Below are 22889 nucleotides of genomic sequence, written 5' to 3' on the forward strand. Positions count from 1 at the left end.
GCGCTCCCTGCGCAACCAGCAGCACACGTTCCGCTACCGCCTGGTAACCGTCAGTCCCCCACAGGTACCGGAATCCCGGCTTCAGCGAATCTGCACATCGAATGCGCAAGCGGGTCACCTCGCGCGGCGGACGTGCACAACCGTGCGCAGGCCGTCGCGCCCATTGGGGCGGGAGTGTCCTATTCGCGGTCACCGGGACCGGGGACGGTGCGCGCCGATGACGCGCACCCTGTGAAGAAGTCGCCCCCAAGGCGTGCGCGCTCCTGCACGGTTCACCGCCCTTGGGCCTCAAGTGCCCAGGTGAGAGCCCCGGTTGATTGGAAGCGCGTGCTGTCACCGTGCTTTGATCCGTTGCACCGCGGGGGTCGCACGAAGGTTCCCCGGCAACGGGTACCTGACACCCGTGTTCGCGGCCGACCATCTGTCCCCCAGAGGGGGGCCGCTCTCCCCCTTATGAATATCCATACGAAGGGAAGTTCCATCATGAACTCCACCCCCCAGGTTGAGACCGCCGAGATCTCGGACGCCGCCCTCGACGCCGTCTCCGGCGGTCTGTCCCTGAACGCCGTGGGCACCGTCACGGGCCTCGTGGACTCGGTTGCCCCGGTCTCCGGCATCGTCGGCACCGTCGTCGGCACCGTCGAGGGCGTCACCGGCCTGAACACCGCCCCGGTCACGGGCCTGGTCGCCGGTCTCTGATCGCTTCGCGCGATCTTTAGCTCCACCGTGTGCCGGGAGTCCCGGAACCGTTCCCCGGTTCCGGGACTCTCGGGTGCCATAAACCTCTCTGACAGGTGAGGGAAGTCCCGTGCAGTTCCGCCAACAGGCCCTCGCCAAGCTGCAGTCGCCCGAAGAGCTCGACCTTCCGGTGCGCTTCGCCCGGCCCCAGGGCTGGCTCGTGCTCGCCGTGACCGTGGTGGTCATGGCGGCGGCGTCCGTGTGGGCGGTGACGGGCACGGTCGCGTCCACGGTCGGCGCGCCGGCCATCCTCACGCACGGGGAGGGCAGTTACATCCTGCAGAGCCCTGTCGCGGGCCAGGTCATCGCGGTCCTCGCCAAGGAGGGCGAACGGCTCGCCGCGAACGCCCCCGTCCTCAAGGTCCGTACGCAGCAGGGCGAGACGGTCGTGCGCACCGTCGCCGCGGGCCGGATCACCGCGCTCGCCGCCACCATCGGCGCGATCATCTCGACCGGCGCGAACGTCGCCGCCGTGGAGAAGGTCGCCCACGCCGGCGATCCTCTGTACGCGACGGTCTACGTGCCCGCCGAGAACGCCTCCTCGATTCCCGCGAACGCCGCGGTGGACCTCACCGTGCAGTCGGTGCCGACCCAGCAGTACGGCGTCCTGCGCGGACATGTGAAGTCCGTCGACCGTTCCGTGCAGTCGCAGCAGCAGATCGCCGCGTTCCTCGGCGACAGCCAGCTCGGCGAGCAGTTCACGAAGAAGGGCCGGCCGGTGGCCGTACTGGTGCGGCTCGACCGCGGGTCCGGCACGAAGTCCGGCTACAAGTGGTCCTCGGCGGACGGCCCGCCGTACGCTCTCGCCTCCATGATGTCGGCCACGGCCTCGATCCGGCTGGCCGATCAGCGTCCCGTCGACTGGCTGCTGCCATGAGCGCCGCTCAGGACACCCGTGGCAGACGCCGCGCCGCACCGCCGAAACGGACGGTTCCCAAGGGCCGCCGGAAGACCGTGCGCACCCCCACCGTCCTCCAGATGGAGGCCGTGGAGTGCGGCGCCGCCTCCCTCGCCATGGTGCTCGGCCACTACGGGCGGCACATCCCCCTCGAAGAGCTGCGCATCGCCTGCGGTGTCTCCCGGGACGGCTCCCGCGCGAGCAACCTCCTGAAGGCCGCGCGCAGTTACGGCCTCACGGCCAAGGGCATGCAGATGGACACGGCCGCCCTCGCCGAGGTGCAGGGGCCCGCCATCCTGTTCTGGGAGTTCAACCACTACGTCGTCTACGACGGGATGGGGCGCCGCTTCGGGCGGCGGGGCGTGTACATCAACGACCCCGGCAAGGGCCGCCGTTTCGTCCCGATGGAGGACTTCGACACCAGCTTCACCGGCGTCGTGCTCGTCTTGGAACCGGGCGCCGACTTCAGCAGGGGCGGCCGCAAGCCGGGTGTGCTGGGCGCCATGCCGGCCCGGCTGCGCGGGACTTCCGGCACGATGCCGGCGGCCGTGCTGGCGAGTCTGCTGCTGGTCGTGGTCGGCGCGGCGGTGCCCGCGCTCAGCCGCACCTATATCGACCTGTTCCTGATCGGCGGTCAGACCTCGCTGCTGGGCGTGCTGTTCGCGTCGATGGGCGCGTCGGTCGCGCTCACCGTCGTCCTGACCTGGCTGCAGCAGACGAACCTGCTGCGCGGCCGCATCATCTCCTCGACGCTCAGCAGCGCCCGGTTCCTGCGGCATCTGCTGCGGCTGCCCGTCACGTTCTTCTCCCAGCGCAGCCCGGCCGACCTGGTGCAACGCCTGCAGTCCAACGACGCGGTGGCCGAGACCCTGGCCCGCGACCTCGCCGCGGCCGGTGTGGACGCGGTCGTCGTGGTGCTCTACGCGGTGCTCCTCTACACCTACGACCCACAGCTCACGGCCGTGGGCATCGGTGTCGCGCTGCTCAACGTGGTGGCCATGCGGGTGGTGATCCGGCTGCGTGCGACACGTACGGCGAAGCTGCGCGCGGACAGCGCCCGGCTGACCAACACGGCCTACTCCGGGCTTCAGTTGATCGAGACGATGAAGGCGACCGGCGGCGAGGACGGCTACTTCCGCAAGTGGGCGGGCCAGCACGCCACCACGCTGGAGGAGGAGCAGCGTCTCGGAGTACCGAGCGCCTGGCTGGGGGTCATCGCGCCGACGCTCGCCACGCTGAACAGCGCCCTGATCCTGTGGATCGGTGGGCTGCGGGCCGTCGAGGGGCACATCTCGGTCGGTCTGCTGGTCGCCTTCCAGGCGCTGGTGACCCGCTTCACCGCGCCCCTCACGCGGCTCAACGGCGTCGCGGGCCGTATCCAGGACTTCGCGGCCGATGTCGCCCGTCTCAAGGACGTGGAGAACTTCAAGGCGGACCCGCTCTACGCCCGCCCCGACGGCGGCGGGTCGACGCGCCGGCTGCACGGCCATGTCGAGCTGGAGAACATCACCTTCGGCTACAGCCCCCTCGACAAACCGCTGCTCACCGGCTTCTCACTCACGGTGGGCCCGGGCCAGCAGGTCGCCCTGGTGGGCGGTTCCGGAAGCGGCAAGTCGACGGTGTCCAGGCTGATTTCGGGCCTCTACGCCCCCTGGGAGGGCGTCATCCGTATCGACGGGACCCGGCTGGAGGACATCCCGCGCGGCGCGCTCGCGGCCTCCGTCTCCTTCGTCGACCAGGACGTGTTCCTCTTCGAGGGCACGGTCCGCGACAACGTGGCGCTGTGGGACCCCTCGATCCCGGACGACGCCGTCGTCGCGGCACTGGAGGACGCGGCCCTGTACGACGTCGTGGTGCGCCGCCCCGGCGGCATCCACAGCCGGGTCGAGCAGGACGGACGCAACTTCTCCGGCGGCCAGCGCCAACGCCTGGAGATCGCGCGGGCGTTGGTGCGCCGCCCCAGCATTCTGGTCCTCGACGAGGTGACCAGCGCGCTGGACGCGGAGACCGAGCAGACCGTCATCGACAACCTGCGCAAGCGCGGCTGCGCCTGCGTGGTGATCGCGCACCGGCTGAGCACCGTGCGCGACAGCGACGAGATCGTGGTGCTCCAGCACGGCACGATCGTGGAACGCGGGCGTCACGACGCCCTGGTGACGGCCGGCGGTCCCTACGCCGAGCTGGTCAAGGAGCGTTGAGATGACGACAGTTCACGAGGGCGACCTCGTCCTCGGCGCACTCGGCGGCATGGGTACGCCGATCGACTGCTCCGGCCAGAGCCGCCTCGACCTGGAAGGCCCGCAGGTGCTGTGGCTGGTCGCGGCGGGCGCCATGGACCTGTTCGCGGTCGACGCCGCCCAGCAGGGCCACTGGCACCACCTCGGCCGCCTGGAAGCGGGCTCACTGCTGCTCGGCCCGGTCGCGGGCCCCCAGCACACCCTGGTCGGACGGCCGTTGCGGGACTGCGTGGTGCACCGCATCGGGCTGCGCGAGCTGTACCAGCCCGTCAACACCGAAACATGGTCGTACGACGCCTACGGCAACCCCCAGTACGTACCCCCGACGACGAGCCCCCTGGAGTACGCCCTCGCCCTCGGCGTCGGCCGCAGCCTGTCCATCCTCTTCCAGGCGCCGATGGCCACGGAGAACGCTGCGGCGCTGACGGACGACGACGTCTTCTGGATGCAGGTGCCGCCGGGCAGCGTGCAGTACGGCTCGCTGTACGGCGCGGAGGCGGCGGCCGACCTGCTGATGGACTCCGGTGTCTGGCAGGGGATGGTCGACCAGCAGTACCGGCTGCTGGCCACGCTGGACCGCTGGATCGAGCAGCTGGAGGCCAGCCACGAGCACCGTACGGCGGCGGGCATCAAGGCGGGCGAGGCCGTCCGCGCCCAGGCCGACCGGACGCTGCTGGCATCCATCGGCAAGCAGTCGGCGAAGCGGCCGACCGCGGCCGACGCGGATGCCACGTACGCGGCGTGCAAGCTGGTCGCGCAGGCGGCCGGGATCACGCTCGCCCAGCCGGCGCAGAACGGCACGGAGAGCGACCGGCTCGACCCGGTCGAGCTCGTCGCCGTCGCATCGCGGGTCCGCACCCGTGGCGTACGCCTGGACGGGCGCTGGTGGCGCGACAACGTCGGCCCGCTGGTGGGCCACCGTGCCGTGTCGGGCAGCCCGGTCGCGTTGCTGTGGCGGCGCGGCGGTTACGTGGCGGTGCAGCCGTCCTCGGGGCGCGAGACACCAGTGGAGAAGGCCAACGCGGCGGAGTTCGAGCCGCGTGCCGTGATGTTCTACCGTCCGCTGCCCGAACGGAAGTTGAGCCCGTTGCGGCTGCTTCGGTTCTGCCTTCAGGGCACGGGCGGGGATCTGCGCAACCTGGCGATCAGCGGTCTGGTGACCGTCGTGATCGGCGCGCTGGTGCCGATCGCGACCGGCAAGGTGCTCGGCGAGTACGTACCGAAGGCGCAGCACAGCCTGATCGTGCAGGTCTGTCTGGCCCTGATGGTCACCAGTGTGGTGTCGGCTGCGTTCATGCTGCTGCAGAACCTCACCCTGCTGCGGATGGAGGGGCGGATCGAGGCGACGCTCCAACCCGCCGTGTGGGACCGGCTGTTGCGCCTGCCGACGAAGTTCTTCACCTCGCGCTCCACCGGTGAGCTGGCCAGTGCCGCCATGGGCATCAGCGCGATCCGCCGGCTCCTCGCGGGTGTCGGCCCGACGGTCGCGCAGGCGGGCACCGTCGGCGCGATGAACCTGGGGCTGCTGTTCTGGTACAGCGTTCCGATGGCGCTGGCGGCGATCGGGATGCTGGTGGTCATCGCCGCCGTGTTCCTGGCTCTAGGTCTGTGGCAGGTGCGCTGGCAGCGCCGTCTGGTGGTGCTCAGCAACAAGCTCAACAACCAGGCGTTCCAGACCTTGCGCGGTCTGCCCAAGCTGCGGGTGGCGGCGGCCGAGAACTACGCGTACGCCGCCTGGGCGGGCGAGTTCGCGCGCAGCCGCGAGCTCCAGCAGAAGGTCGGGCGCATCAAGAACCTCACCACCGTGCTGGGCGCCGTATATCTGCCGCTGTGCTCCCTGCTGATGTTCATGCTGCTCGCGGGCCCGGCCCGCGGCTCGCTGTCGGCCGCCGCGTTCCTCACCTTCAACACGTCGGTGACGATGCTGCTGACCTCGGTCACGCAGCTGACCGGCGCGTTCGTCTCGGCGGCGGCCGCGCTGCCGATGTTCGAGGAGATCAAGCCGGTGCTCGACGCCACGCCCGAGGTGCGCACGGCCAGCACCCGCCCGGGTCCGCTGCTGGGCGGCATCGAGGCGCGCCGGCTCTCCTTCCGGTACGCCGACGACGGCCCGCTCGTCCTCGACGACGTGTCGTTCGACATCCGCCCCGGCGAGTTCGTGGCCATCGTCGGTCCGAGCGGCTGCGGCAAGTCGACGCTGCTGCGGCTGCTGATCGGCTTCGACAAGCCGGTCTCGGGCAGCGTCCTGTACGACGGCCAGGATCTGGCGGCTCTCGACCAGTCCGCCGTACGCCGTCAGTGCGGTGTGGTGCTCCAGCACGCCCAGCCGTTCACGGGCTCGATCCTGGACTGCATCTGCGGCACCGAGCCGTACACGCCGGAGGAGGCGATGGCGGCGGCCGAGATGGCCGGTCTCGCGGAGGACATCAAGCGGATGCCGATGGGGCTGCACACCATCGTCGCGGGCAGCGGCGCGGTCTCGGGCGGCCAGCGTCAGCGTCTGATGATCGCCCAGGCTCTGATACGCCGTCCGCGCATCCTCTTCTTCGACGAGGCGACCAGCGCCCTCGACAACGAGACGCAGCGCACGGTGATCGAGAGCACCCGGGCCCTCAACGCCACCCGGGTCGTGATCGCGCACCGGCTGTCCACGGTGATGGACGCCGACCGCGTCATCGTGATGGAGGACGGCCGGGTCGCCCAGCAGGGCCCGCCCGCGCAGCTCCTCGCGGACACGGGCGGTCGACTGCACGAACTGGTGCGGCGCCAGATGCGGTGACGGTTCAGTCGAGCCCGGGGACGGGGGCGCCGGAGGGGACTCCGGCGTCGATGTACGCGCGGTAGAGCTCCTTCCACGGCGCGCCCGCGCCGGTGTCCGGGCCCTCGCCCCGCTCGCCTCGCGCCCACGCGCCGAGGGCGGTGAGGCACACCTCCCAGCCGGCGCCGTTGCGGGCGGCGGTGTCCTTGGCCGACAGGACGTCGGTGAGGGTGAAGCGGGTGCGCTTCTCGTCGAGGGCTTCCAGGTCGAAGCGCAGCTCGTCGCCGCCCCAGTCGAAGGACAGGTGCCGGGGCGCGTCGACGGCGATGACCCGGCCGGTGGACTCGGGCATGTTCGGGTCACCGCTGAACGTGATGGTGCCACCGGGGCGCAGTTCGATCTCCGCGCGGGACGGGAACCAGTGGGCCAGCTCGTCCGGGTCGGTCACGAAGTGCCAGACCCGGTCGACCGGATGGCCGTAGGTACGGCTGAAGCGGACGGCGGGGCGGCCGTCGTCCAGGGTGAGGTAGGTACCGGTGAGGTCGGCGGACATGGCGGATCAGTCCTTCGGGGAGGGTTCCTTGGCGTTGTCCGGCGCCTCGTACAGGCGCCGCCCCAGTGCGTCGAGGCCGGTGTTCCACAGCGTGCGGTACGGGGCCAGCCAGGCGTCGAGCTCGGCGATCGGGGCCGGGTCGAGGGCGTAGACACGGCGCTGCGCGTCCTGCCGTACCCGGACCAGTCCCGCGTCCCGCAGCACCCGCAGATGCTTCGACGTGCCGGGCTGGCTCAGACCGCACGCCTCGGCGATCTCGCCGACGGGCCGTGGCCCCTCCAGGAGCAGCGCGACGATCGCCCGGCGGTGCGGGTCGGCGAGTGCGGTCCAGAGCGGGGCGTCGGACATGGCCCCAATATGCCCCTGCAGTTATATACCCGTCAAGGCATACGCCCACCTCGGCGTCCGGAGCGCCGCAGCTCCCCTACCCCGAATAGCGAAACGTTGCCGTTTCGATGAAAGTGCTCTAGTCTCCATGTGTACGAAACAGTTTCGTTTAGGCACTGCCTTCTCGAGCGACCTTTCCCTGGAGTGATGCTCCGATGTCCCAGACCCTGTCCGAAGGCGCCCGCACCGGCGCTCCGACCGCGCCCTCCGAGGCGCCGTCGTCCAAGCGCTGGTGGATCCTCGCGATCATCGGAATCGCGCAGCTGATGGTGGTCCTCGACGCCACCATCGTGAACATCGCCCTGCCCTCCGCCCAGGCGGACCTCGGCTTCACCGACGGCAACCGGCAGTGGATCGTCACCGCGTACTCCCTGGCCTTCGCCTCCCTGCTGCTGCTCGGCGGCCGCATCGCCGACCTCTTCGGACGCCGGACCGCGTTCCTCGTCGGCATCGTCGGATTCGCCGGGGCCTCCGTCCTCGGCGGCGTCTCCACCGGCTTCGGCATGCTGGTCACGGCACGCGCCCTGCAAGGCGTCTTCGGCGCACTGCTCGCGCCCGCCGCGCTCTCGCTGCTGAACACGACCTTCACCGACGCCAAGGAGCGCGCCAAGGCGTTCAGCGTGTACGGCGCGATCGCCGGCGCCGGCGGTGCGGTCGGCCTGCTGCTCGGCGGCGTACTGACCGACACGTTCGACTGGCGCTCGACGCTGTACGTCAACGTCGTCTTCGCGGTCGTCGCCTTCGCCGGCGGCTGGGTCCTGCTGAGCAACCACCGGGACGCCGCCAACTCCAAACTGGACGTGCCGGGGACGGTCCTGGTCGCCACCGGTCTCTTCTCCGTGGTCTACGGCTTCTCCAACGCCGAGACGCACGACTGGAGTTCACCCCAGACCTGGGGCTTCCTGACCGTGGGCGCCCTGCTCCTGGCGGCCTTCGCCTGGTGGCAGACCCGCGCCAAGCACCCGCTGCTGCCGATGCGCGTCCTGCTCGACCGCAACCGTGCCGCCTCGTTCCTCGCCGTTCTGATCACCGGCGCGGGCATGTTCGGTGTCTTCCTGTTCCTCACCTACTACCTGCAGCTGAACCTCGGCTTCAGCCCCACCAAGACGGGTATCGCCTTCCTGCCCATGATGGCGGCCCTGATGGTCATGGCCCAGGTCGCCACCACGCAGCTCGTGCCGCGCATCGGTCCCAAGGCCGTCATCCCGGCGGGCTTCGCCGTCGCCGCGGTCGGCATGGCCTGGCTGACCGGCATCGGCATCGGCTCGTCGTTCTCGACCGCCGTGCTGCCGCCTCTGCTGCTGATCGGCGCGGGCCTCGGCATGGTGATGCCGCCCGCCATGTCGCTGGCCACCAGCGGGATCGCACCCGAGGACGCGGGTGTCGCCTCCGCGACGGTCAACACCATGCAGCAGGTGGGCGGTTCGATCGGTACGGCGCTGCTGAACACGCTGGCCGCGAGCGCCGCGACGAGCTACCTGTCCGGCAAGGACGCGACGAGCAAGCTGGTCCAGGCACAGGCCACGATCGAGAGCTACACCACCGCCTTCTGGTGGTCGGCGGGCTTCTTCGTGGCGGGCGCGCTGATCGCCCTCGTGCTCTACCGCCGCGGCGCGCAGGAGCAGGACGCCGATGCCGTGAAGGTCGTCCACATGTAGGCGCCAAACCGGCCGACCACAGGGAGCCACCCCAAACCGAGGGGCCGCCGTCTTCAGGGAGACGGGGGCCCCTCAGCCATTGCCACGACCGGCGCTCGGGCACCTCGATCGTCGGGGCAGGCGTGCCGTCGTCACAGGCGGGTACTTCCGGGGTCATGCGACTCAGCGTGGTTGACGTGGGATCCAAGACTGTCCGGCTCGTGGTGGCGGACGCCGAGGGCGGGGTTCCGCTGCCGGCGCACACCGCGAAATGGAAGCTACGGCTCTCCGAGCAGGTGGAACCGGGCGGACGCATCCCCGACGAGGCGGTGAGACAGCTGGTGCAGGCGGTCACGGCGGCGGAGATCACAGCCCAACAGTGGGGCGCGGCAGTCCCGTTGGCGTTCGCGACGACCGTGGTGCGCAATGCCCCGAACCGCCATGAGGTACTGCGGGCCGTGCGGGCACAGACCGGCGTCCAGCTGTGCACGCTTCCCGGCGAGGTGGAGGCAGAACTGACGTTCCTCGGCGCCCGTCGGTGGATGGGGTGGCGGTCCGGGCCGCTCGCACTGCTGGACATCGGCGGCGGTTCCCTGGAAGTCGCCTTCGGCCGGGGCCGGTTACCGGACTTCGTGGCGTCCTTGCCGCTCGGCGCCGACCGGCTCACCCAGGAGTTCCTCGCGGGACAGCAACTGCCCTCGCCGGAGGCGGTGAAGGCGCTGCGCCGCAAGGTCCGCCATCAACTGCGGGACGTGGCCGCACGGATCCGCTGGGAGGGACCGCGCACCGCCGCGGCGACCTCCCGGACGTTCCAGCAGCTGGCGCGGCTGTGCGGGGCCTCGCCGGGGCGCCACGGACCCTTCGTGGAACGGGAGTTGCGACGCGCCGACCTCCGTCGGTCGGTGGAGCGCCTCGCCGCCATCCCCGGCGCCGAACGCTCACGGCTGCCCGGCATCTCCGCACCACGCAGCGACCAGAGCCTCGCCGGTGCGGTGGTCGGGCACACCGCCATGAAGCTGACCGGCCTCAAGACGGTCACCATCTGCCCCTGGGCGATCCGCGAGGGCATACTGCTGCGGCACATCGAGGACGGCGGGTCCTGGTGGACGGAGATCAGCCGCCGCGAGGACGATGACATCCCCACCGACGCCTGCGCCGTGCCGCTGCGGATCGCGACTCCGGCGCGCTGACCACCACTGCGGGGCGTCCGCCGCCACTGCTCGCCACGGCGGCGGCGCCTCGAACGGCCATGCCGTCACGCCCCTCACCGATCGGCAGGTTCGAGACCCGTCGGCCGCCACGCCCCCTGCCATACGACCCACACGTGGCCGTCAGGTCCGTGGTGGACGTGCAGTCCGTCGACGACGGCCAGGAGCGGCAGGTTCTTGGCGCTGCCGTGTCCGGCCGCGTCCAGGGTGACCTCGGTGTCGTCGGTGGCCGCCACCGTGATGCCTGTGCCGTCCGCGGTGAGCACGATCCGGCAGGCGTCCGCCGCGGTCCGCTCCAGCAGGCAATGACTCACGGAGCGCCCGGCCTCGAGCACCGGGGCGACGAACCAGCCGGGTGCTTCGATCACCCTCGCCACCGCCGCCGTCGCGGCCTCCACCGCCGACTCCCCATCCCCACGCACGAAGTGGGCGGTGAACTCCATCTCCAGCGCGGGCTCCATGAGGCCGCGCTCCGTCAGGAGCGGAGGCCCCTCCGAGGACGGACGCACCGGCGTTCCCACCCCCAACCCCCTGGTTCGGCCGAGTCGGACACCATGACCAACAGCGTTGCGACCGGGGACTGGGGCGGCACTGCGACTCTACGACCCCGACTTCCCCTTGAACAGGGGACGTTGCGCCAGCCTCGCACTTGAAAAGTCAACACTGGCAGATGCGATTTCACCTGTACGGGTGAATCGGATCTTGCGGGTCGTGGGGCAGGGATGGTTCGGCCGCCCCGGGGTAGCTACGGAGATCGAATAGACCCCTCCCCTGCCGAGGTGGAGCCAACATGCAGCCGGAACCTCAGGACCGCGCCGACGACCTGCCCGAGGGCACGGCCGGCGCATCCGGGTCACCGGCGCCGAATCCCTACGCGCACAGCTATGTCCATGGACGGTTCATCGTCGTCGAGGTCTCGGGCGAGATCGACATGGCGACGGCGGGCTCCCTGGCCGAGCACCTCCAGGCGGCCGCCGGACAACCCGCACCGGACCTCCTGGTAGACCTGCGCCAGGTCGCCTTCTTCGACGGCTCGGGCCTGCGCGTGCTGTGCCGCGCCGACTCCAGGGCACGGGAGCGCGGGGGCCGCCTGCGGATCGTCTCCGACCGGCCCCGCATCCACCGCCTCCTGAGGGCCGCGGGCCTGCTGAGTCGTTTCCCGCCGCTGCCGGACCTCCCGTAAACCATGCCGAGGGCCGGCCGACGGCCCCACTCCGTCCGGCCGACCCCCGGTGCGAGATCACACGGCGCCCCACTGCGAGGCTCGCACTCCCCAGCTACGAGCTCTCGGTCGACGCTCGCAGGGACCGCGCGATCCCGGTCCCTCAGAACGTGAAGACGGACATCCCGGAGGAGTTCTTCACGCACTCGTTGGCGAAGGTGTGCTCATAGGAGACGCGCTTGCCCTGCCAGACGCCGACAGCCGTGACGACCACTGGGCTGAACTGCTTCGTACACATCGCCCCGTCTCTGTCGGGCAGTGCGTCGAAGTCCCCGCCGTACGCGCGCAGTTCAGCGCAGGCCTTGATCGCCGCCGGATGGGTTCCGGATGCGGTCGGCGCGCAGTTCAGCGTGGCGGCGCGTTCGGGGGTGGCGGTGGCGGCGCTGTATCCGTGGCCCACTGTGAGGACCAGGGCGGAGGGGGCGTAGAGCCCCGGCGAGACCGAGTCGGGGGCCGCGTGGGCGCCCCCTGCGAGAGGGCCGCAGACGGCGGTGGCCGTCAGAGTAAGAGTTGCTGCCCAGCGCGCGGTGTTCGGCATTGTGTGCATCCTTCCGCTCAATTGAAGGCCGTACCAGCTCGGTTGAGTGCCGGTGCGGCGAGCGCGAGTCTGCCGAGTCCGGGGCGGAAACACACATCGACCCCACGCGTTTCAGTAACCTCCAGTATTGAATCAGTGGCGTGAAGTTACGGAATTCGAACATGCGCACCCTGTAACCAGGCGGTCACTGATCATCGAAAGCGGTTCACTGGCCTGTTTTCCATGTCTCCGCAATAGGCCTGAAACATTCCGCTTCAGCCCATGGCGGACCTCGGCCCTCACCCCTTGCTTTGTGCTCCTTGCCGAGTAATGGTCATTACATGATTACAACGGAGCAGCACGAGAAACTGCGCGGCTGGTTCGCCGGCCGCCTGCCCGACGACCTCTTCGAGACGCTGGTGGAGGTGACGGTCGACCGCGAGGAGATCACCGTCATCGGCCGCATCCCCCGGCCCCGGCTCACCGATGGCGCTTCGGACGCCGAGAAGGACGCGGCCGTGCAGTCACGGATCCAGGAGTTCAGGGAGCGCACCCGCGAGGACCGGATCGCGGTCGCACGCGAGGCGGAGCACCGGTTCCGCAAGAAGGTCTCCTGGGGCGTGGAGTGCGACGGCGAGCGCGCCCTGTTCACGCACATCGCCGCGCCCGTCATGACCCGGCTGCGCCAGCCCGAGCGCCAGGTGCTCGACACGCTCATCGCCGCCGGTGTCGCCCGCAGCCGCAGCGACGCCCTCGCCTGGTGCGTGCGCCTGGTCCAGCGCCACACCGACGACTGGCTCACGGAGCTGCGGGACTCGCTGGAGCACGTGCAGCGGGTACGCGCACAGGGGCCGGACGCGGCGCCGCAGGATTCGGCGGCACACGACGACGAACCCCACGACACACCGCCCGCAGACGAGGAGTGACCCGATCCGCCGACCGAGGCACCCAACAACCGACGACCGCCCGGCTCCTGGAGCGGGGACGCGATGTGCTGTGCCCGCCACGGATCCCGCGCCACACTGGTACCAGGTGTCAACAGGTACGAGGTGATGACCGATGAAGTTCGGGGTGTCGACGTTCCTCACCGACGAGGGCATCGGGCCGACGGAGCTGGGCCCGGCGCTGGAGCAGCGCGGGTTCGACGCGCTGTTCCTCGCCGAGCACACGCACATTCCCGTGGACCGGCAGTCTCCGTATCCGTCCGGAGGCGAACTGCCGCGCATGTACTACCGCACGCTCGATCCGTTCGTGGCGCTCGCAGCCGTCGCCGCCGTGACCCGCGACCTGCTCCTCGGTACAGGTATCGCGCTGGTGGTCCAGCGGGATCCGATCATCACGGCGAAGGAGTTCGCCTCCCTGGACCTGATCTCCGGGGGCCGCGCCGTGTTCGGGGCGGGCGCCGGCTGGAACCGGGAGGAGATGCGCAACCACGGGACCGATCCGGGCAGCCGTGGCCGCCTGATGGACGAGCGGATCCGCGCGATGATCGAGCTGTGGACGAAGGACGAGGCGGAGTTCCACGGCGAGTTCGTCGACTTCGACCCGGTGTTCTGCTGGCCCAAGCCCGTCCAGCGGCCGCATCCGCCGATCTATGTCGGCGGCGGCAGCGAGCGCACCTTCGCCAGGGTAGCCGAGTACGGAACAGCATGGATGCCCAGCAGAGTGCCTCCCAAGGAGTTGGGCGAGCGGATCGACCGTATGCGGCAGACGGCCGGCGACCGACCCTCCGTGGTCGTGTACGCCGCCCCGCACTATCGGGAGGCGCTGGACATCTACGCGCAACTCGGCGTCGAGCGCGTGCTGTTCTACCTGCCGACCCTGCCGCAGAACGAGACACTGCACCACCTGGACGACCTGGCTCAGACGGCTTCCGCCTACCGCTAGCGGCTTGGCTCACCCGGGATCGGAGTTCACCGTGCCGGACATGGGCGAACAGGAGGCTCGCGAGCGGTTCACGGCCGCCCAGGTGGCGCGCCTGGCGACCGTGGACGCCGAGGGGCGCCCGCATCTGGTCCCGGTCGTGTTCGCGTGGCACGCGGGCCGGATCGTCAGCGCCGTCGACCGGAAGCCGAAGCGGACACCGCACGTGCAGCGGCTGCGCAACATCGCCGTCCACCCGGCCGTCAGCCTCCTCGTGGACGCGTACGACGAGGACTGGGACCGGTTGTGGTGGGTGCGCGCGGACGGCGACGCCCATGTCGTACAGCCCGGCGATCCGGCCGCCCGGGACGAGTACGCCGCAGCGATCGCCCTGCTGCGCGAGAAGTACCCGCCCTACCGGCAGCAACCCCCGGACGGCCCGGTGATCGCGGTTGCCGTCCGGCGGTGGACCGGCTGGCGCGCGAGTCCCGAAGGCCCGCTGCCGGGCGGGTGAGGCCGCCCCGGTGGACCATTCGTCCACCGGAGGCGCGAAAGTGGGATGATCCGTCCTCTGGTGCGGGTGCGACAGGGCGCTTTAGCGTCGCAAGACCCCTCAAGGACGGCTTCCGCCCGCACCGCACACCCCCGGCGGCGCCCACCGGCCGTCCTCACTTGGCGCCACCCGCGCTCCAACGCCCGTTCGCGTACAGGCACTTCGCTGGAGCACCCTTGCCCGAGAACTCCCCCACCACCCCGCCCCCGTCCCTCACCGAGGTCGAGACCCACGGCGTCGAGCGCATCCCCGACGCGGACCGCACCGCGACACCGCTCGACCTGTTCCGCGTCGCCTTCGGCGGTGCCAACACGTTCTCCACCTGCGTCCTGGGCGCCTTCCCCATCCTGTTCGGCCTCTCGTTCTGGCAGGGGCTCGCCGCGACCCTCCTCGGCGTCGTCGCGGGTGCGCTGATCCTGTGCCCGATGGCGGTGTTCGGCCCGGTCAACGGCACCAACAACGCGGTCTCCTCCTCTGCCCACCTGGGCGTGCACGGCCGGGTGGTCGGCTCGTTCCTCTCGCTGCTCACGGCCGTCGCGTTCTTCTCCATCTCGGTGTGGAGCTCCGGCGACGCCCTGGTCGGCGGCGCGCACCGGCTCTTCGGCCTGGAGCGCAGCACGCTCGCCTACGTCGTCGCGTACGCGCTGTTCGCCGCGCTGGTGCTCGTGGTCTGTGTGTACGGCTTCCGGTTCATGCTGTTCGTCAACAAGATCGCGGTGACGTCGGCGACCCTGCTGTTCCTGCTCGGCGCGATCGCCTTCGCCGGGGACTTCGACCCGTCGTACGCCGGTGTCTTCACGGACTCCGCCGACGCGGCCACCCAGTCGCTGTTCTGGCCGTCGTTCATCGGCGCCGCGCTGATCGTCCTGTCGAACCCGGTGTCGTTCGGTGCCTTCCTCGGCGACTGGTCGCGCTACATCCCGGCGAGCGCGCCGCGCCGCAGGGTGATCGGCGCGGCGTTCCTGTCGCAGATCGCGACCCTGCTGCCGTTCGTGTTCGGCCTGGCGACCGCGAGCATCATCGCGAAGGAGGCCCCGAAGTACGTCGACCCGGCGGCCCCCGACTTCGTGGGCGGGCTGCTCGCCATCTCGCCGAGCTGGTTCTTCCTGCCGGTGTGTCTGCTGGCGCTGATCGGCGGCATGTCGACGGGCACCACATCGCTGTACGGCACCGGGCTGGACTTCTCCTCGGTGTTCCCGCGGCTGTCGCGGGTGCAGGCGACCGTGCTGGTCGGTGTGCTGTCGATCGCGTTCATCTTCGTCGGGCGATTCGGGTTCGACCTGGTGCAGTCGATCTCGACGTTCGCCACGATGATCATCACCTGCACGACGCCGTGGATGGTCGTGATGATGCTGGGCTTCTGGACGCGGCGCGGCTGGTACGACCCGGACGCGCTCCAGGTCTTCAACCGCCGTCAGCGCGGCGGGCGTTACTGGTTCGCGCACGGCTGGAACTGGCGTGGCATGACGGCCTGGTGGGTGGCCGCGGTGGTCGGCGTCCTGTTCACGAACATCCCCGGGCAGTTCGTCGGGCCGCTGGGCGATCTGGCGAACGGCATCGACATCAGCCTGCCGCTGTCGCTGGCCGTCGCCGCCGTCCTGTACCTGGCGCTGCTGCGGATCTTCCCCGAGCCGAGGGCGGTGTTCGGCCCCGAGGGTGCGCGGCTGGCCCGTACGGTGGACGTGCCGGTGCCGGGGATCACCGGGCCCGGCGCGGAGCGGGACGACGCTCCGCCCGTACTCGCCGTCGAGGGCAGCTGATGGAGACCTGGCTCGATCTGTCCGTTCCCCTGGTCACCGGGATGCCCGTGTATCCCGGTGACCCGCGGGTCGACGTCTCCCGTGCGCTGCGGGTCGCCACGGACGGGGTCAACGTGCTGAGCCTGCACATGGGTTCGCAGTCGGGCACGCATGTCGACGCGCCGTACCACGTGGACTCGGCGTGGCCGACGCTGGACCAGCTGCCGCTGGACCGCTTCACGGGCCCCGCGGTGGTGGCCGACGTCCGGGGTCTCCCGGCGCGGGCGCCGATCACGCCCGACCTGCTCGTTCCGGCGCTGGCACAGCTGCGGCTGCTGCCGGGCGCCATCCTGCTGCTGGCCACGGGCTGGTCGGCGTACTGGGGCACCGACGACTATCTGGCGCACCCGTGGCTGACGCCGCAGGCGGCCGAGGCCGTCGTCAACGCGGGCGTTCGCACGGTCGGCATCGACGCGCTGAGCGTCGACCCCACCGGGGACGCGGATCTGCCCGCCCACCGCGCCCTGTGCGGCCCGGGAGGCGTGATCGCCGAGAACCTGACCGGCCTGGAACGGCTGCTCGGCCGGCGCAACATCGAGGTCTTCCTCTTCCCGCTGCACCTGCCCGGAGCGGACGGCGCCCCCGTCCGTGCCGTCGCCCGCGTCCAGTAGACCTCCCGTCGGACGCTCAGGCCCTGATCGTCCGGGCGATGTCCAGCGTCAGCCGCTGCCAGGGGTCGCGGGGGTCGCGGCCGGTCCGGTCGTGGATGCGGCGCAGCCGGTAGCGCAGTGACTGCGGGTGGAGGTGGAGTTCGCGGGCGGCGGCGCTCGCGGAACCGGTGTCGATGTACGCGGTGAGCGCCGCCAGCAGGTGGGCCTGGCCCGGGTCGGTGAGCGGGCCCAGGACCAGGCGGGCGATGTGGTCCGGCGCTGCGGCCGGATGCCCGGCGAGCAGGGCGAGGACATGGGCGTCGGCGTCGGTGAGGACCCGGCCGGGCCGGTGGGCGTGGGCGGGTGCCGTGTCGAGGGCGTCGGCGGCGAGGCGATGGGCGACAGCGACACGGTCCGGCCCCTCGCCGGTGATCGCGCAGCCCCGCCAGGCCTGCCGGTCCAGGACCGCTCCGGCCTGCTCGACGGCCCCGGCGGGGAACAGCAGGACGGCCCGCGAACCGCGGATGGTCGACAGGGACGTCCCTGTGCTGTGCAGCGCGTCGGCCAGTCCCGTCGCCGCCTCGTAGGACATGTCCGCCCCGCCCTCGGCCGCCGGTTCGGCCACCAACAGGCAGTACGGGTCCGGGAGATGGACGCCCAGCCGGGCGGAACGGTCGGCGAGCGCGCCCACCGAGGCGTGCCGGCCGGCGATCAGGTCGTCGAGCAGCAGCCGCAGCGCCCGGTCGCGGTCCCCGCTGAGGTCCTCGCTGGTCGCGGCGTACGCCGTGGCCATCTCCTCCGACAGGGTGTCCAGGGCGTTCAGGAGCATCCGGGCCAGCGCGAAGGCGTCGGCGGCGGCGAGGTCCGGCGCGCGGGCCGCGATCTCGTCGGTGAGGACGGTGGCCGCCACACGGTAGGCGCGCAGCACGGCCTGCACGGGCCGTCCGTCCGCGGCGCGGGCCGCCGCGATGCCCCGGAAGCGGCGCAGGTCGGAGGGGTCCAGCACGGAGTCGGTCGCCCAGAGGTGGAGCAGCCGGTCCAGCCCCCAGGCGGCGATCGCCCGCACCTCGGGCAGCCTGCTGTCGTCGAGTGCGGCATACACCGGGACCTGTTCATGGACGGCGGCGACCACGGCCTCCAGGACCCGCGGGTCGGCGACCATCTCCTGTCGGACGCGGGCCCGGGCCCCCGAAGGCTTGTTTGTCACCTTGTGATGATCCCAGCCGCGCGATGTGCGCACCACGGTGGACGGACCTTGTCACAGTGGCCAGGATCGTCGACGTACAGCGCGGTCTCAAGGACGAGAGGCGGGACGTACGGAATGACCAAGCATTGGGCCGATTTCCAGTACGAGATCTATCTGAACGGCATGACGGGCGCCGTACCGCGGCTGCCCACCGATCTGACCCGGCTGGAGGAGCTCACCGAGCAGCGGCTCGGGCCCGGCCCGGTGGGCTACGTGGCGGGCAGCGCGGGCAACGGCAGCACCGCCCGCGCCAACCGGGCCGCCCTCGACCGGCGCAGGATCGTGCCGCGCATGCTGCGCGATGTGCACGAACGCGACCTGTCCGTAGAGGTGTTGGGGCGGGCGCTGCCCGCGCCGGTGGCTCTCGCGCCGATCGGCGTGCTGTCGATCATGCACCCGGACGCCGAGTGCGCGGCCGCGCGGGCCGCCGCCGCGCAGGGCGTGCCGTACATCCTGTCCTCGGCGTCCAGCACGCCCATGGAGCAGGTCGCGGAGGCGATGGGCGACGCCGAGCGCTGGTTCCAGCTGTACTGGGCCAAGGACCGCGAGGTCACCCGCAGCTTCCTGGACCGGGCCAAGGCTGCGGGCTTCACCGCGCTCCTTGTCACCCTCGACACCCCGCTGCTGGCCTGGCGGCCGCGCGACCTCGACCAGGCTTACCTGCCGTTCCTGCACGGCGTGGGCACCGCCAACTACTTCTCCGACCCGGCGTTCCGGGCGGGCCTGGCCAAGCCGGTGCACGAGGACCCGAACGCGGCCGTGATGCACTTCGTCGGCATGTTCGCGGACCCCGGGAAAACCTGGCCGGACCTCGCGTTCCTGCGGGAGAACTGGGACGGGCCGATCGTCCTCAAGGGCATCCTGCACCCGGACGACGCCCGTCGCGCCGCCCACGCCGGGATGGACGGCGTGGTCGTCTCCAACCACGGCGGCCGCCAGGTCGCGGGCTCCGTCGCGGCCGCCGACGCGCTGCCGCGCGTGGTCGAGGCGGTGGGCGACCGGCTGACCGTGCTGTTCGACAGCGGGATCCGCACCGGCGACGACATCTTCAAGGCGCTCGCACTCGGGGCGCAGGCCGTCCTGGTCGGGCGGCCGTACGCCTACGGGCTGGGCCTGGACGGACAGGCGGGCGTCGAGCACGTCATCCGCTGTCTGCTCGCCGAGTTCGACCTCACGCTGGCGCTGTCCGGGCACGCGGGTCCCGGGACGCTCGGCTCCGACGACCTGATCGAGGAAAACGCATGACCACAGCGCAGAACGCCGAAAAGAACGTGCTCGCCGTCGTCTCGCCCCACGTCGGCGGGCGCACCGCAGGGGCCGCGCTCGCCTCCGTCTTCCCCGGGGAGGTCCGCGTCACCGTCGTCGAGGCGACGGACGAGGACCCCGTCGCACTGCGCGAGGCCCATGTGATCATCACCGGTCTCGGTCCGGTGACGGCCGAGCACCTCGCCGCCGCACCGGAGTTGGAGCTGGTCCAGTGCGCCAGCCATGGCTTCGACTACGTCGACCTGGAGGCCGCTCGGGCCAAGGGTGTGCCGGTGTGCAACATCGGCTCCAGCGGGGCCGAGAAGCAGAACGTGGCCGAACAGACCTTCGCCCTGATGCTCGCCCTCGCCAAGCAGCTGGTCCCGGCGCACACCGCGCTCGTCGACGCCGACTGGGCGCTGCCGCGGTTGCAGCAGTCCATCACGGAGCTGTCCGGCAAGACCCTGGGCATCGTCGGGCTCGGGCACATCGGTGAGGAGGTCGCCCGCCGCGCGCTCGCCTTCGACATGAGCATCGTGTACGCCGGACCTCAGCCCGTCGCCGCCGAGATCGAGGCGCGCCTCGGCGGCGCGCGTCATGTCGAACTCGACGAGCTGCTGCGCACCTGCGACTACATCACGCTGCACGCGCCGCTCACCGAGGAGACCCGGCACCTGCTGAACGCGGAGCGGCTGGCGCTGCTCAAGCCGACCGCGTTCGTGGTCAACACGGCGCGGGGCGCCCTGATCGACCAGGACGCCCTAGCGGACGCCCTGGAGGCGGGCACCCTGGCCGGGGCGGGTCTCGATGTCTTCGACCCCGAACCGCCCACCCCGGCCCTGCGGTTGCTCAAGGCCCCGAACGTGGTGCTCTCGCCGCACGTCGCGGGGGTCACCCGCGAGACGCTCGTGCGGATCGCGCTGGCCGCCGTCCAGAACGCCGCCGACTTCGTGGCGGGCAAGCCGCCGCGGGACGTGGTGTCCTGACGTACCGTCAGCATGCTCGTGGCTACAGGCCCACCCCGGTGGGCAGGTCCGGCAGTTGGACGGGCAGGGGAAGCGGCAGCGCGGGCTCGGGGCTCGCTTCGTCGTCGATGTTCATCACCCGGCGCTCCTGGTAGGTGTCCGATGGGGCGGCCTCCGGGTCCCCGGAGGTGGCGGGCGCGGCCGTCCCCTGCTCGTCGGGCACGTCGGTCGTGCCCGGCGCGGGCGGCGGCTCGCTGACGGGCGTCGAGGACGGCTGCGCCGTCCCGGCGATCGACAGCGATTCGTGGCCGACCGACGAGGAGTCGGTCCCCCACCGCTGCGCGTCGGAGCCGTCGCGGACCTTGACCACGATGTCAGAGCCCGGATCGGTACTGGTCGGCGCGAGAGCGAGGCCTTCCTTCCGCCGGGGCAGCAACTCGCCCCGCACGGTGAGGTCGTAGCGCACGTCCCGGGCATGGGCGTCCTTTTCGCCGACGCACCGGGCCAGGACGACGATGCCGTCGTCCTGGTGGGAGTCGAGGCACAGTTCGGGGTCGGCGATGCTGCGCAGCAGGCCGTCGTCGCCGAACGACCACTGCTGGGTCCACGCCGACGAGCACACCGCCAGCTTGGTGCCGGCGCCCGACTTCGCCTCGCCGCCCCGGATGTCCAGGCACAGATCGGCGGCGAGATTACGCAGCCGGGTCTGCGCCAGGGCCGTGGGCGTTCCCGCCGAGGTGGGCGGTGACGAGGAGACGGCGGGCGGAATCTCCGAGCCGGTGCTCGGCGCCAGCGTGCGGGTACTGCTCGCGCCCGTGGAGGCGGTGGGATCGGCGCCGCCGTCGTCGTCCGACCACAGGCTGGCGGCGAGGACGGTGACGAGCAGACCGGCCGAGACCAGCCCCGCCCCCGTCAGCAGTGCCTTCGCATGCCGCTCCCCGAGTGGGGTCCCGCGGCCCGGCGAGGGGATCTGGGCGAGCAGACGGTGGCGCCCGCTGCCACTCGCACGGCCCCCGCCGCCCGAACGGCCACCCCCGCCCGAACGCCCGCCGCCCCCCGACCGCTTGCCGGTGAAGGGCACACTCCCTCGGGGGCGCATTCCCTGCCGCGCGCGCCCCGGGCGCGATTCGAGATACCGTCGCGCGCCCCAGCCGAGCACCGCGTCGGCGAGCAGAGTGCCCAACCCGCCCTCGAAATGGCTCAGTTGCTCGGCGGCGGAACGGCAGTAGCGGCAGTTCAGCAGATGCTGTTGGACATCGGGCAGCAGAGCACCGCCGCGACGAATCGGGACATCCAGCAGCCGGTTGTTGAAGCGGCATTCCTTGGTCGGGGCGAGTTCCCGGTGCGAGCGCACCAAGGCCTCCCGGAATTGCTCCCGGGCACCTTCCAGAGCGACCGACGCCGCGTCGGGATCCATGCCCGACAGACCGGCCGGTACGGATATGTGCTCGGCCTCGACCTCGGTGTGCCACAGCAGACAGCGGGCAAGTCCCGGCAGGGCGTGGAATGAACGCTCGGTGAGCTTCCGATTTTCCGCCGTCATGGACTTCGCGGCTCGCATACCGCGGCCTCCGGCGGGTTTCCTCAAGTCCGGCAGAACGCCGGATATCCGCTCCTGGGCGGACCACTGTCTGACGGTGTCCCGTACGGCCACGAGGAGGTCGGGCCGCACGGCGGCGCCGGTGTCTCCCTGCACGAGGCGGTCGAGTACGTGATGGAAGGAGGCGGCGGTGACCATCGAGGCGACGTTCGCCGAGGAGGCGAGGCAGATGACCGCGTAGTCGTACGCCGACTGCCAGTGCCGCGCCATCAACAGCGCGACGGGATGAGCGGTCTCTCCTTCCGGCCGGCCCCGCAGCTGGGCCGCGAGACTTTCGTCGGATTCCCCGGCAGCAGCGCCGGGTCCCGGCGGATAGGACGGACGAGGGGGGTGGGGGGTGTGCAAGAGCGGAGTCCTTCCAAGGTGCAAGGTGGCACACAGAAGTTCGCCCGCCGAAAAGGGACTTCCGATTGGTGCGTACCTTCTTGGCGGTGCGCCAGGAAAACGGCGGGACACGAAGGCCGCTCGACGGCCATCGGCCAAGAGCCTTTTGAGCTCGTCGGCGGTCCGGAATAGCGACCAGCGATTCGGGCCGAGCCATTGACCATGCGCAGGTCACCCTTGCACAACACGCTCATGACCAACAAGGCACTTGAGCAACATCCGCATCATTGAAAGAAAGTCAGATGCCGCGCCAACTCGTGGCGCCTCGCACCGGCTTTCGAAATTCCATGCGCCCCGTGTGAACCGTGCGCACACGCCGATGCCTCTCGCACGCTCCCGGCGCACAGTGCCCCGTAGTCCACTGGAACCGGCCCTTCTCGGAGGCCCCGCGCAGGAAGGCGGCTCTCCCGCGCGAAACGGGCCGTCGACCCCGATCCTCCCGCCCTCGGTCGGCGGCCCCGAGGGCGGGCCCCTCGTCAACCAAGCCCG

The 22889-nt window shown here is 71.0% G+C and carries 20 protein-coding genes; 14 read left to right on the forward strand and 6 right to left on the reverse strand.

The annotated features are described in order from the left end of the window. The first annotated feature begins 483 nt into the window (after positions 1-483). The 4 genes from AB5J56_RS03880 to AB5J56_RS03895 all read left to right on the forward strand — a co-directional run bounded on the left by AB5J56_RS03880 (position 484) and on the right by AB5J56_RS03895 (position 6652). Positions 484-699, forward strand: a complete 216-nt coding sequence (locus tag AB5J56_RS03880; protein ID WP_369230026.1) for a type A2 lantipeptide — start codon at positions 484-486, stop codon at positions 697-699. Between the two features lie 109 nt (positions 700-808). Beyond that, entirely contained in the window at positions 809-1615 is an 807-nt protein-coding gene (locus AB5J56_RS03885) for an HlyD family efflux transporter periplasmic adaptor subunit (protein WP_369230028.1), read from the forward strand. Then, positions 1612-3834: an NHLP family bacteriocin export ABC transporter peptidase/permease/ATPase subunit gene (locus AB5J56_RS03890; protein ID WP_369230030.1), complete on the forward strand. Its 2223-nt coding sequence runs from the start codon at positions 1612-1614 to the stop codon at positions 3832-3834. Before AB5J56_RS03885 ends, AB5J56_RS03890 begins: the two co-directional genes overlap by 4 nt. Position 3835: 1 nt before the next feature. Then, positions 3836-6652 carry an NHLP bacteriocin export ABC transporter permease/ATPase subunit gene (locus AB5J56_RS03895; protein WP_369230032.1) on the forward strand — a complete coding sequence of 939 codons (2817 nt, stop codon included), beginning with the start codon at positions 3836-3838 and terminating at the stop codon, positions 6650-6652. Positions 6653-6656: 4 nt separating this feature from the next. On the opposite strand, the gene AB5J56_RS03900 is transcribed toward AB5J56_RS03895, so the two are convergent. Further along, complete coding sequence (locus tag AB5J56_RS03900) at positions 6657-7184, reverse strand: SRPBCC family protein (RefSeq protein ID WP_369230034.1); 528 nt, start codon at positions 7182-7184, stop codon at positions 6657-6659. A 6-nt stretch (positions 7185-7190) separates the two neighbouring features. Further along, positions 7191-7532, reverse strand: a complete 342-nt coding sequence (locus AB5J56_RS03905) for an ArsR/SmtB family transcription factor (RefSeq protein ID WP_369230036.1) — start codon at positions 7530-7532, stop codon at positions 7191-7193. Between the two features lie 194 nt (positions 7533-7726). Here AB5J56_RS03905 and AB5J56_RS03910 point away from each other — a divergent pair, with 194 nt between their 5' ends. Next, positions 7727-9229, forward strand: a complete 1503-nt coding sequence (locus tag AB5J56_RS03910) for an MFS transporter (protein ID WP_369230038.1) — start codon at positions 7727-7729, stop codon at positions 9227-9229. A 155-nt stretch (positions 9230-9384) separates the two neighbouring features. Next, a complete protein-coding gene (locus AB5J56_RS03915; RefSeq protein ID WP_369230040.1) occupies positions 9385-10398 on the forward strand; it encodes a Ppx/GppA family phosphatase in 1014 nt (337 codons plus the stop codon). Between the two features lie 74 nt (positions 10399-10472). Here AB5J56_RS03915 and AB5J56_RS03920 read toward each other — a convergent pair whose 3' ends face one another. Further along, positions 10473-10877, reverse strand: a complete 405-nt coding sequence (locus AB5J56_RS03920; protein WP_369230042.1) for a hypothetical protein — start codon at positions 10875-10877, stop codon at positions 10473-10475. A gap of 329 nt (positions 10878-11206) precedes the next feature. Here AB5J56_RS03920 and AB5J56_RS03925 point away from each other — a divergent pair, with 329 nt between their 5' ends. Continuing rightward, positions 11207-11599, forward strand: a complete 393-nt coding sequence (locus AB5J56_RS03925; protein ID WP_369230044.1) for an STAS domain-containing protein — start codon at positions 11207-11209, stop codon at positions 11597-11599. 142 nt (positions 11600-11741) lie between these two features. On the opposite strand, the gene AB5J56_RS03930 is transcribed toward AB5J56_RS03925, so the two are convergent. Next, complete coding sequence (locus AB5J56_RS03930; protein ID WP_369230046.1) at positions 11742-12176, reverse strand: protease inhibitor; 435 nt, start codon at positions 12174-12176, stop codon at positions 11742-11744. A gap of 320 nt (positions 12177-12496) precedes the next feature. Here AB5J56_RS03930 and AB5J56_RS03935 point away from each other — a divergent pair, with 320 nt between their 5' ends. The 5 genes from AB5J56_RS03935 to AB5J56_RS03955 all read left to right on the forward strand — a co-directional run bounded on the left by AB5J56_RS03935 (position 12497) and on the right by AB5J56_RS03955 (position 16981). Then, positions 12497-13081 (forward strand): hypothetical protein, encoded by a 585-nt coding sequence (locus tag AB5J56_RS03935; protein ID WP_369230048.1) that lies wholly within the window; start codon positions 12497-12499, stop codon positions 13079-13081. A gap of 133 nt (positions 13082-13214) precedes the next feature. After that, positions 13215-14042: an LLM class F420-dependent oxidoreductase gene (locus AB5J56_RS03940; RefSeq protein ID WP_369230050.1), complete on the forward strand. Its 828-nt coding sequence runs from the start codon at positions 13215-13217 to the stop codon at positions 14040-14042. A gap of 40 nt (positions 14043-14082) precedes the next feature. Then, positions 14083-14532, forward strand: coding sequence for a TIGR03668 family PPOX class F420-dependent oxidoreductase (locus AB5J56_RS03945; RefSeq protein WP_369230051.1), 450 nt, complete (start codon positions 14083-14085; stop codon positions 14530-14532). A gap of 215 nt (positions 14533-14747) precedes the next feature. Further along, a complete protein-coding gene (locus AB5J56_RS03950) occupies positions 14748-16331 on the forward strand; it encodes a cytosine permease (RefSeq protein ID WP_369230053.1) in 1584 nt (527 codons plus the stop codon). Further along, positions 16331-16981: a cyclase family protein gene (locus AB5J56_RS03955; protein WP_369230054.1), complete on the forward strand. Its 651-nt coding sequence runs from the start codon at positions 16331-16333 to the stop codon at positions 16979-16981. Before AB5J56_RS03950 ends, AB5J56_RS03955 begins: the two co-directional genes overlap by 1 nt. A 16-nt stretch (positions 16982-16997) precedes the next feature. On the opposite strand, the gene AB5J56_RS03960 is transcribed toward AB5J56_RS03955, so the two are convergent. Continuing rightward, a complete protein-coding gene (locus tag AB5J56_RS03960) occupies positions 16998-18167 on the reverse strand; it encodes a PucR family transcriptional regulator (protein ID WP_369230056.1) in 1170 nt (389 codons plus the stop codon). A 114-nt stretch (positions 18168-18281) separates the two neighbouring features. Between AB5J56_RS03960 and AB5J56_RS03965 the strand changes: the two genes are divergently transcribed. Further along, a complete protein-coding gene (locus AB5J56_RS03965) occupies positions 18282-19451 on the forward strand; it encodes a lactate 2-monooxygenase (RefSeq protein WP_369230058.1) in 1170 nt (389 codons plus the stop codon). Next, complete coding sequence (locus AB5J56_RS03970) at positions 19448-20437, forward strand: 2-hydroxyacid dehydrogenase (protein WP_369230060.1); 990 nt, start codon at positions 19448-19450, stop codon at positions 20435-20437. The genes AB5J56_RS03965 and AB5J56_RS03970 overlap by 4 nt, the downstream gene beginning before the upstream one ends. A gap of 22 nt (positions 20438-20459) precedes the next feature. On the opposite strand, the gene AB5J56_RS03975 is transcribed toward AB5J56_RS03970, so the two are convergent. Then, entirely contained in the window at positions 20460-22361 is a 1902-nt protein-coding gene (locus tag AB5J56_RS03975; RefSeq protein ID WP_369230062.1) for an RICIN domain-containing protein, read from the reverse strand. Positions 22362-22889: the final 528 nt, after the last annotated feature.

Origin of the sequence: Streptomyces sp. R21 (assembly GCF_041051975.1) — a bacterium.
In the GTDB taxonomy this organism is placed as follows: domain Bacteria; phylum Actinomycetota; class Actinomycetes; order Streptomycetales; family Streptomycetaceae; genus Streptomyces.

Coding starts and splice junctions, on each gene's coding strand:
- AB5J56_RS03880 (WP_369230026.1), top strand. CDS start 484: ATGAACTCCACCCCCCAGGTTGAGACCGCCGAGATCTCGGACGCCGCC.
- AB5J56_RS03890 (WP_369230030.1), top strand. CDS start 1,612: ATGAGCGCCGCTCAGGACACCCGTGGCAGACGCCGCGCCGCACCGCCG.
- AB5J56_RS03895 (WP_369230032.1), top strand. CDS start 3,836: ATGACGACAGTTCACGAGGGCGACCTCGTCCTCGGCGCACTCGGCGGC.
- AB5J56_RS03900 (WP_369230034.1), bottom strand. CDS start 7,184: ATGTCCGCCGACCTCACCGGTACCTACCTCACCCTGGACGACGGCCGC.
- AB5J56_RS03905 (WP_369230036.1), bottom strand. CDS start 7,532: ATGTCCGACGCCCCGCTCTGGACCGCACTCGCCGACCCGCACCGCCGG.
- AB5J56_RS03910 (WP_369230038.1), top strand. CDS start 7,727: ATGTCCCAGACCCTGTCCGAAGGCGCCCGCACCGGCGCTCCGACCGCG.
- AB5J56_RS03915 (WP_369230040.1), top strand. CDS start 9,385: ATGCGACTCAGCGTGGTTGACGTGGGATCCAAGACTGTCCGGCTCGTG.
- AB5J56_RS03920 (WP_369230042.1), bottom strand. CDS start 10,877: ATGGAGCCCGCGCTGGAGATGGAGTTCACCGCCCACTTCGTGCGTGGG.
- AB5J56_RS03925 (WP_369230044.1), top strand. CDS start 11,207: ATGCAGCCGGAACCTCAGGACCGCGCCGACGACCTGCCCGAGGGCACG.
- AB5J56_RS03930 (WP_369230046.1), bottom strand. CDS start 12,176: ATGCCGAACACCGCGCGCTGGGCAGCAACTCTTACTCTGACGGCCACC.
- AB5J56_RS03935 (WP_369230048.1), top strand. CDS start 12,497: ATGATTACAACGGAGCAGCACGAGAAACTGCGCGGCTGGTTCGCCGGC.
- AB5J56_RS03940 (WP_369230050.1), top strand. CDS start 13,215: ATGAAGTTCGGGGTGTCGACGTTCCTCACCGACGAGGGCATCGGGCCG.
- AB5J56_RS03945 (WP_369230051.1), top strand. CDS start 14,083: ATGGGCGAACAGGAGGCTCGCGAGCGGTTCACGGCCGCCCAGGTGGCG.
- AB5J56_RS03955 (WP_369230054.1), top strand. CDS start 16,331: ATGGAGACCTGGCTCGATCTGTCCGTTCCCCTGGTCACCGGGATGCCC.
- AB5J56_RS03965 (WP_369230058.1), top strand. CDS start 18,282: ATGACCAAGCATTGGGCCGATTTCCAGTACGAGATCTATCTGAACGGC.
- AB5J56_RS03970 (WP_369230060.1), top strand. CDS start 19,448: ATGACCACAGCGCAGAACGCCGAAAAGAACGTGCTCGCCGTCGTCTCG.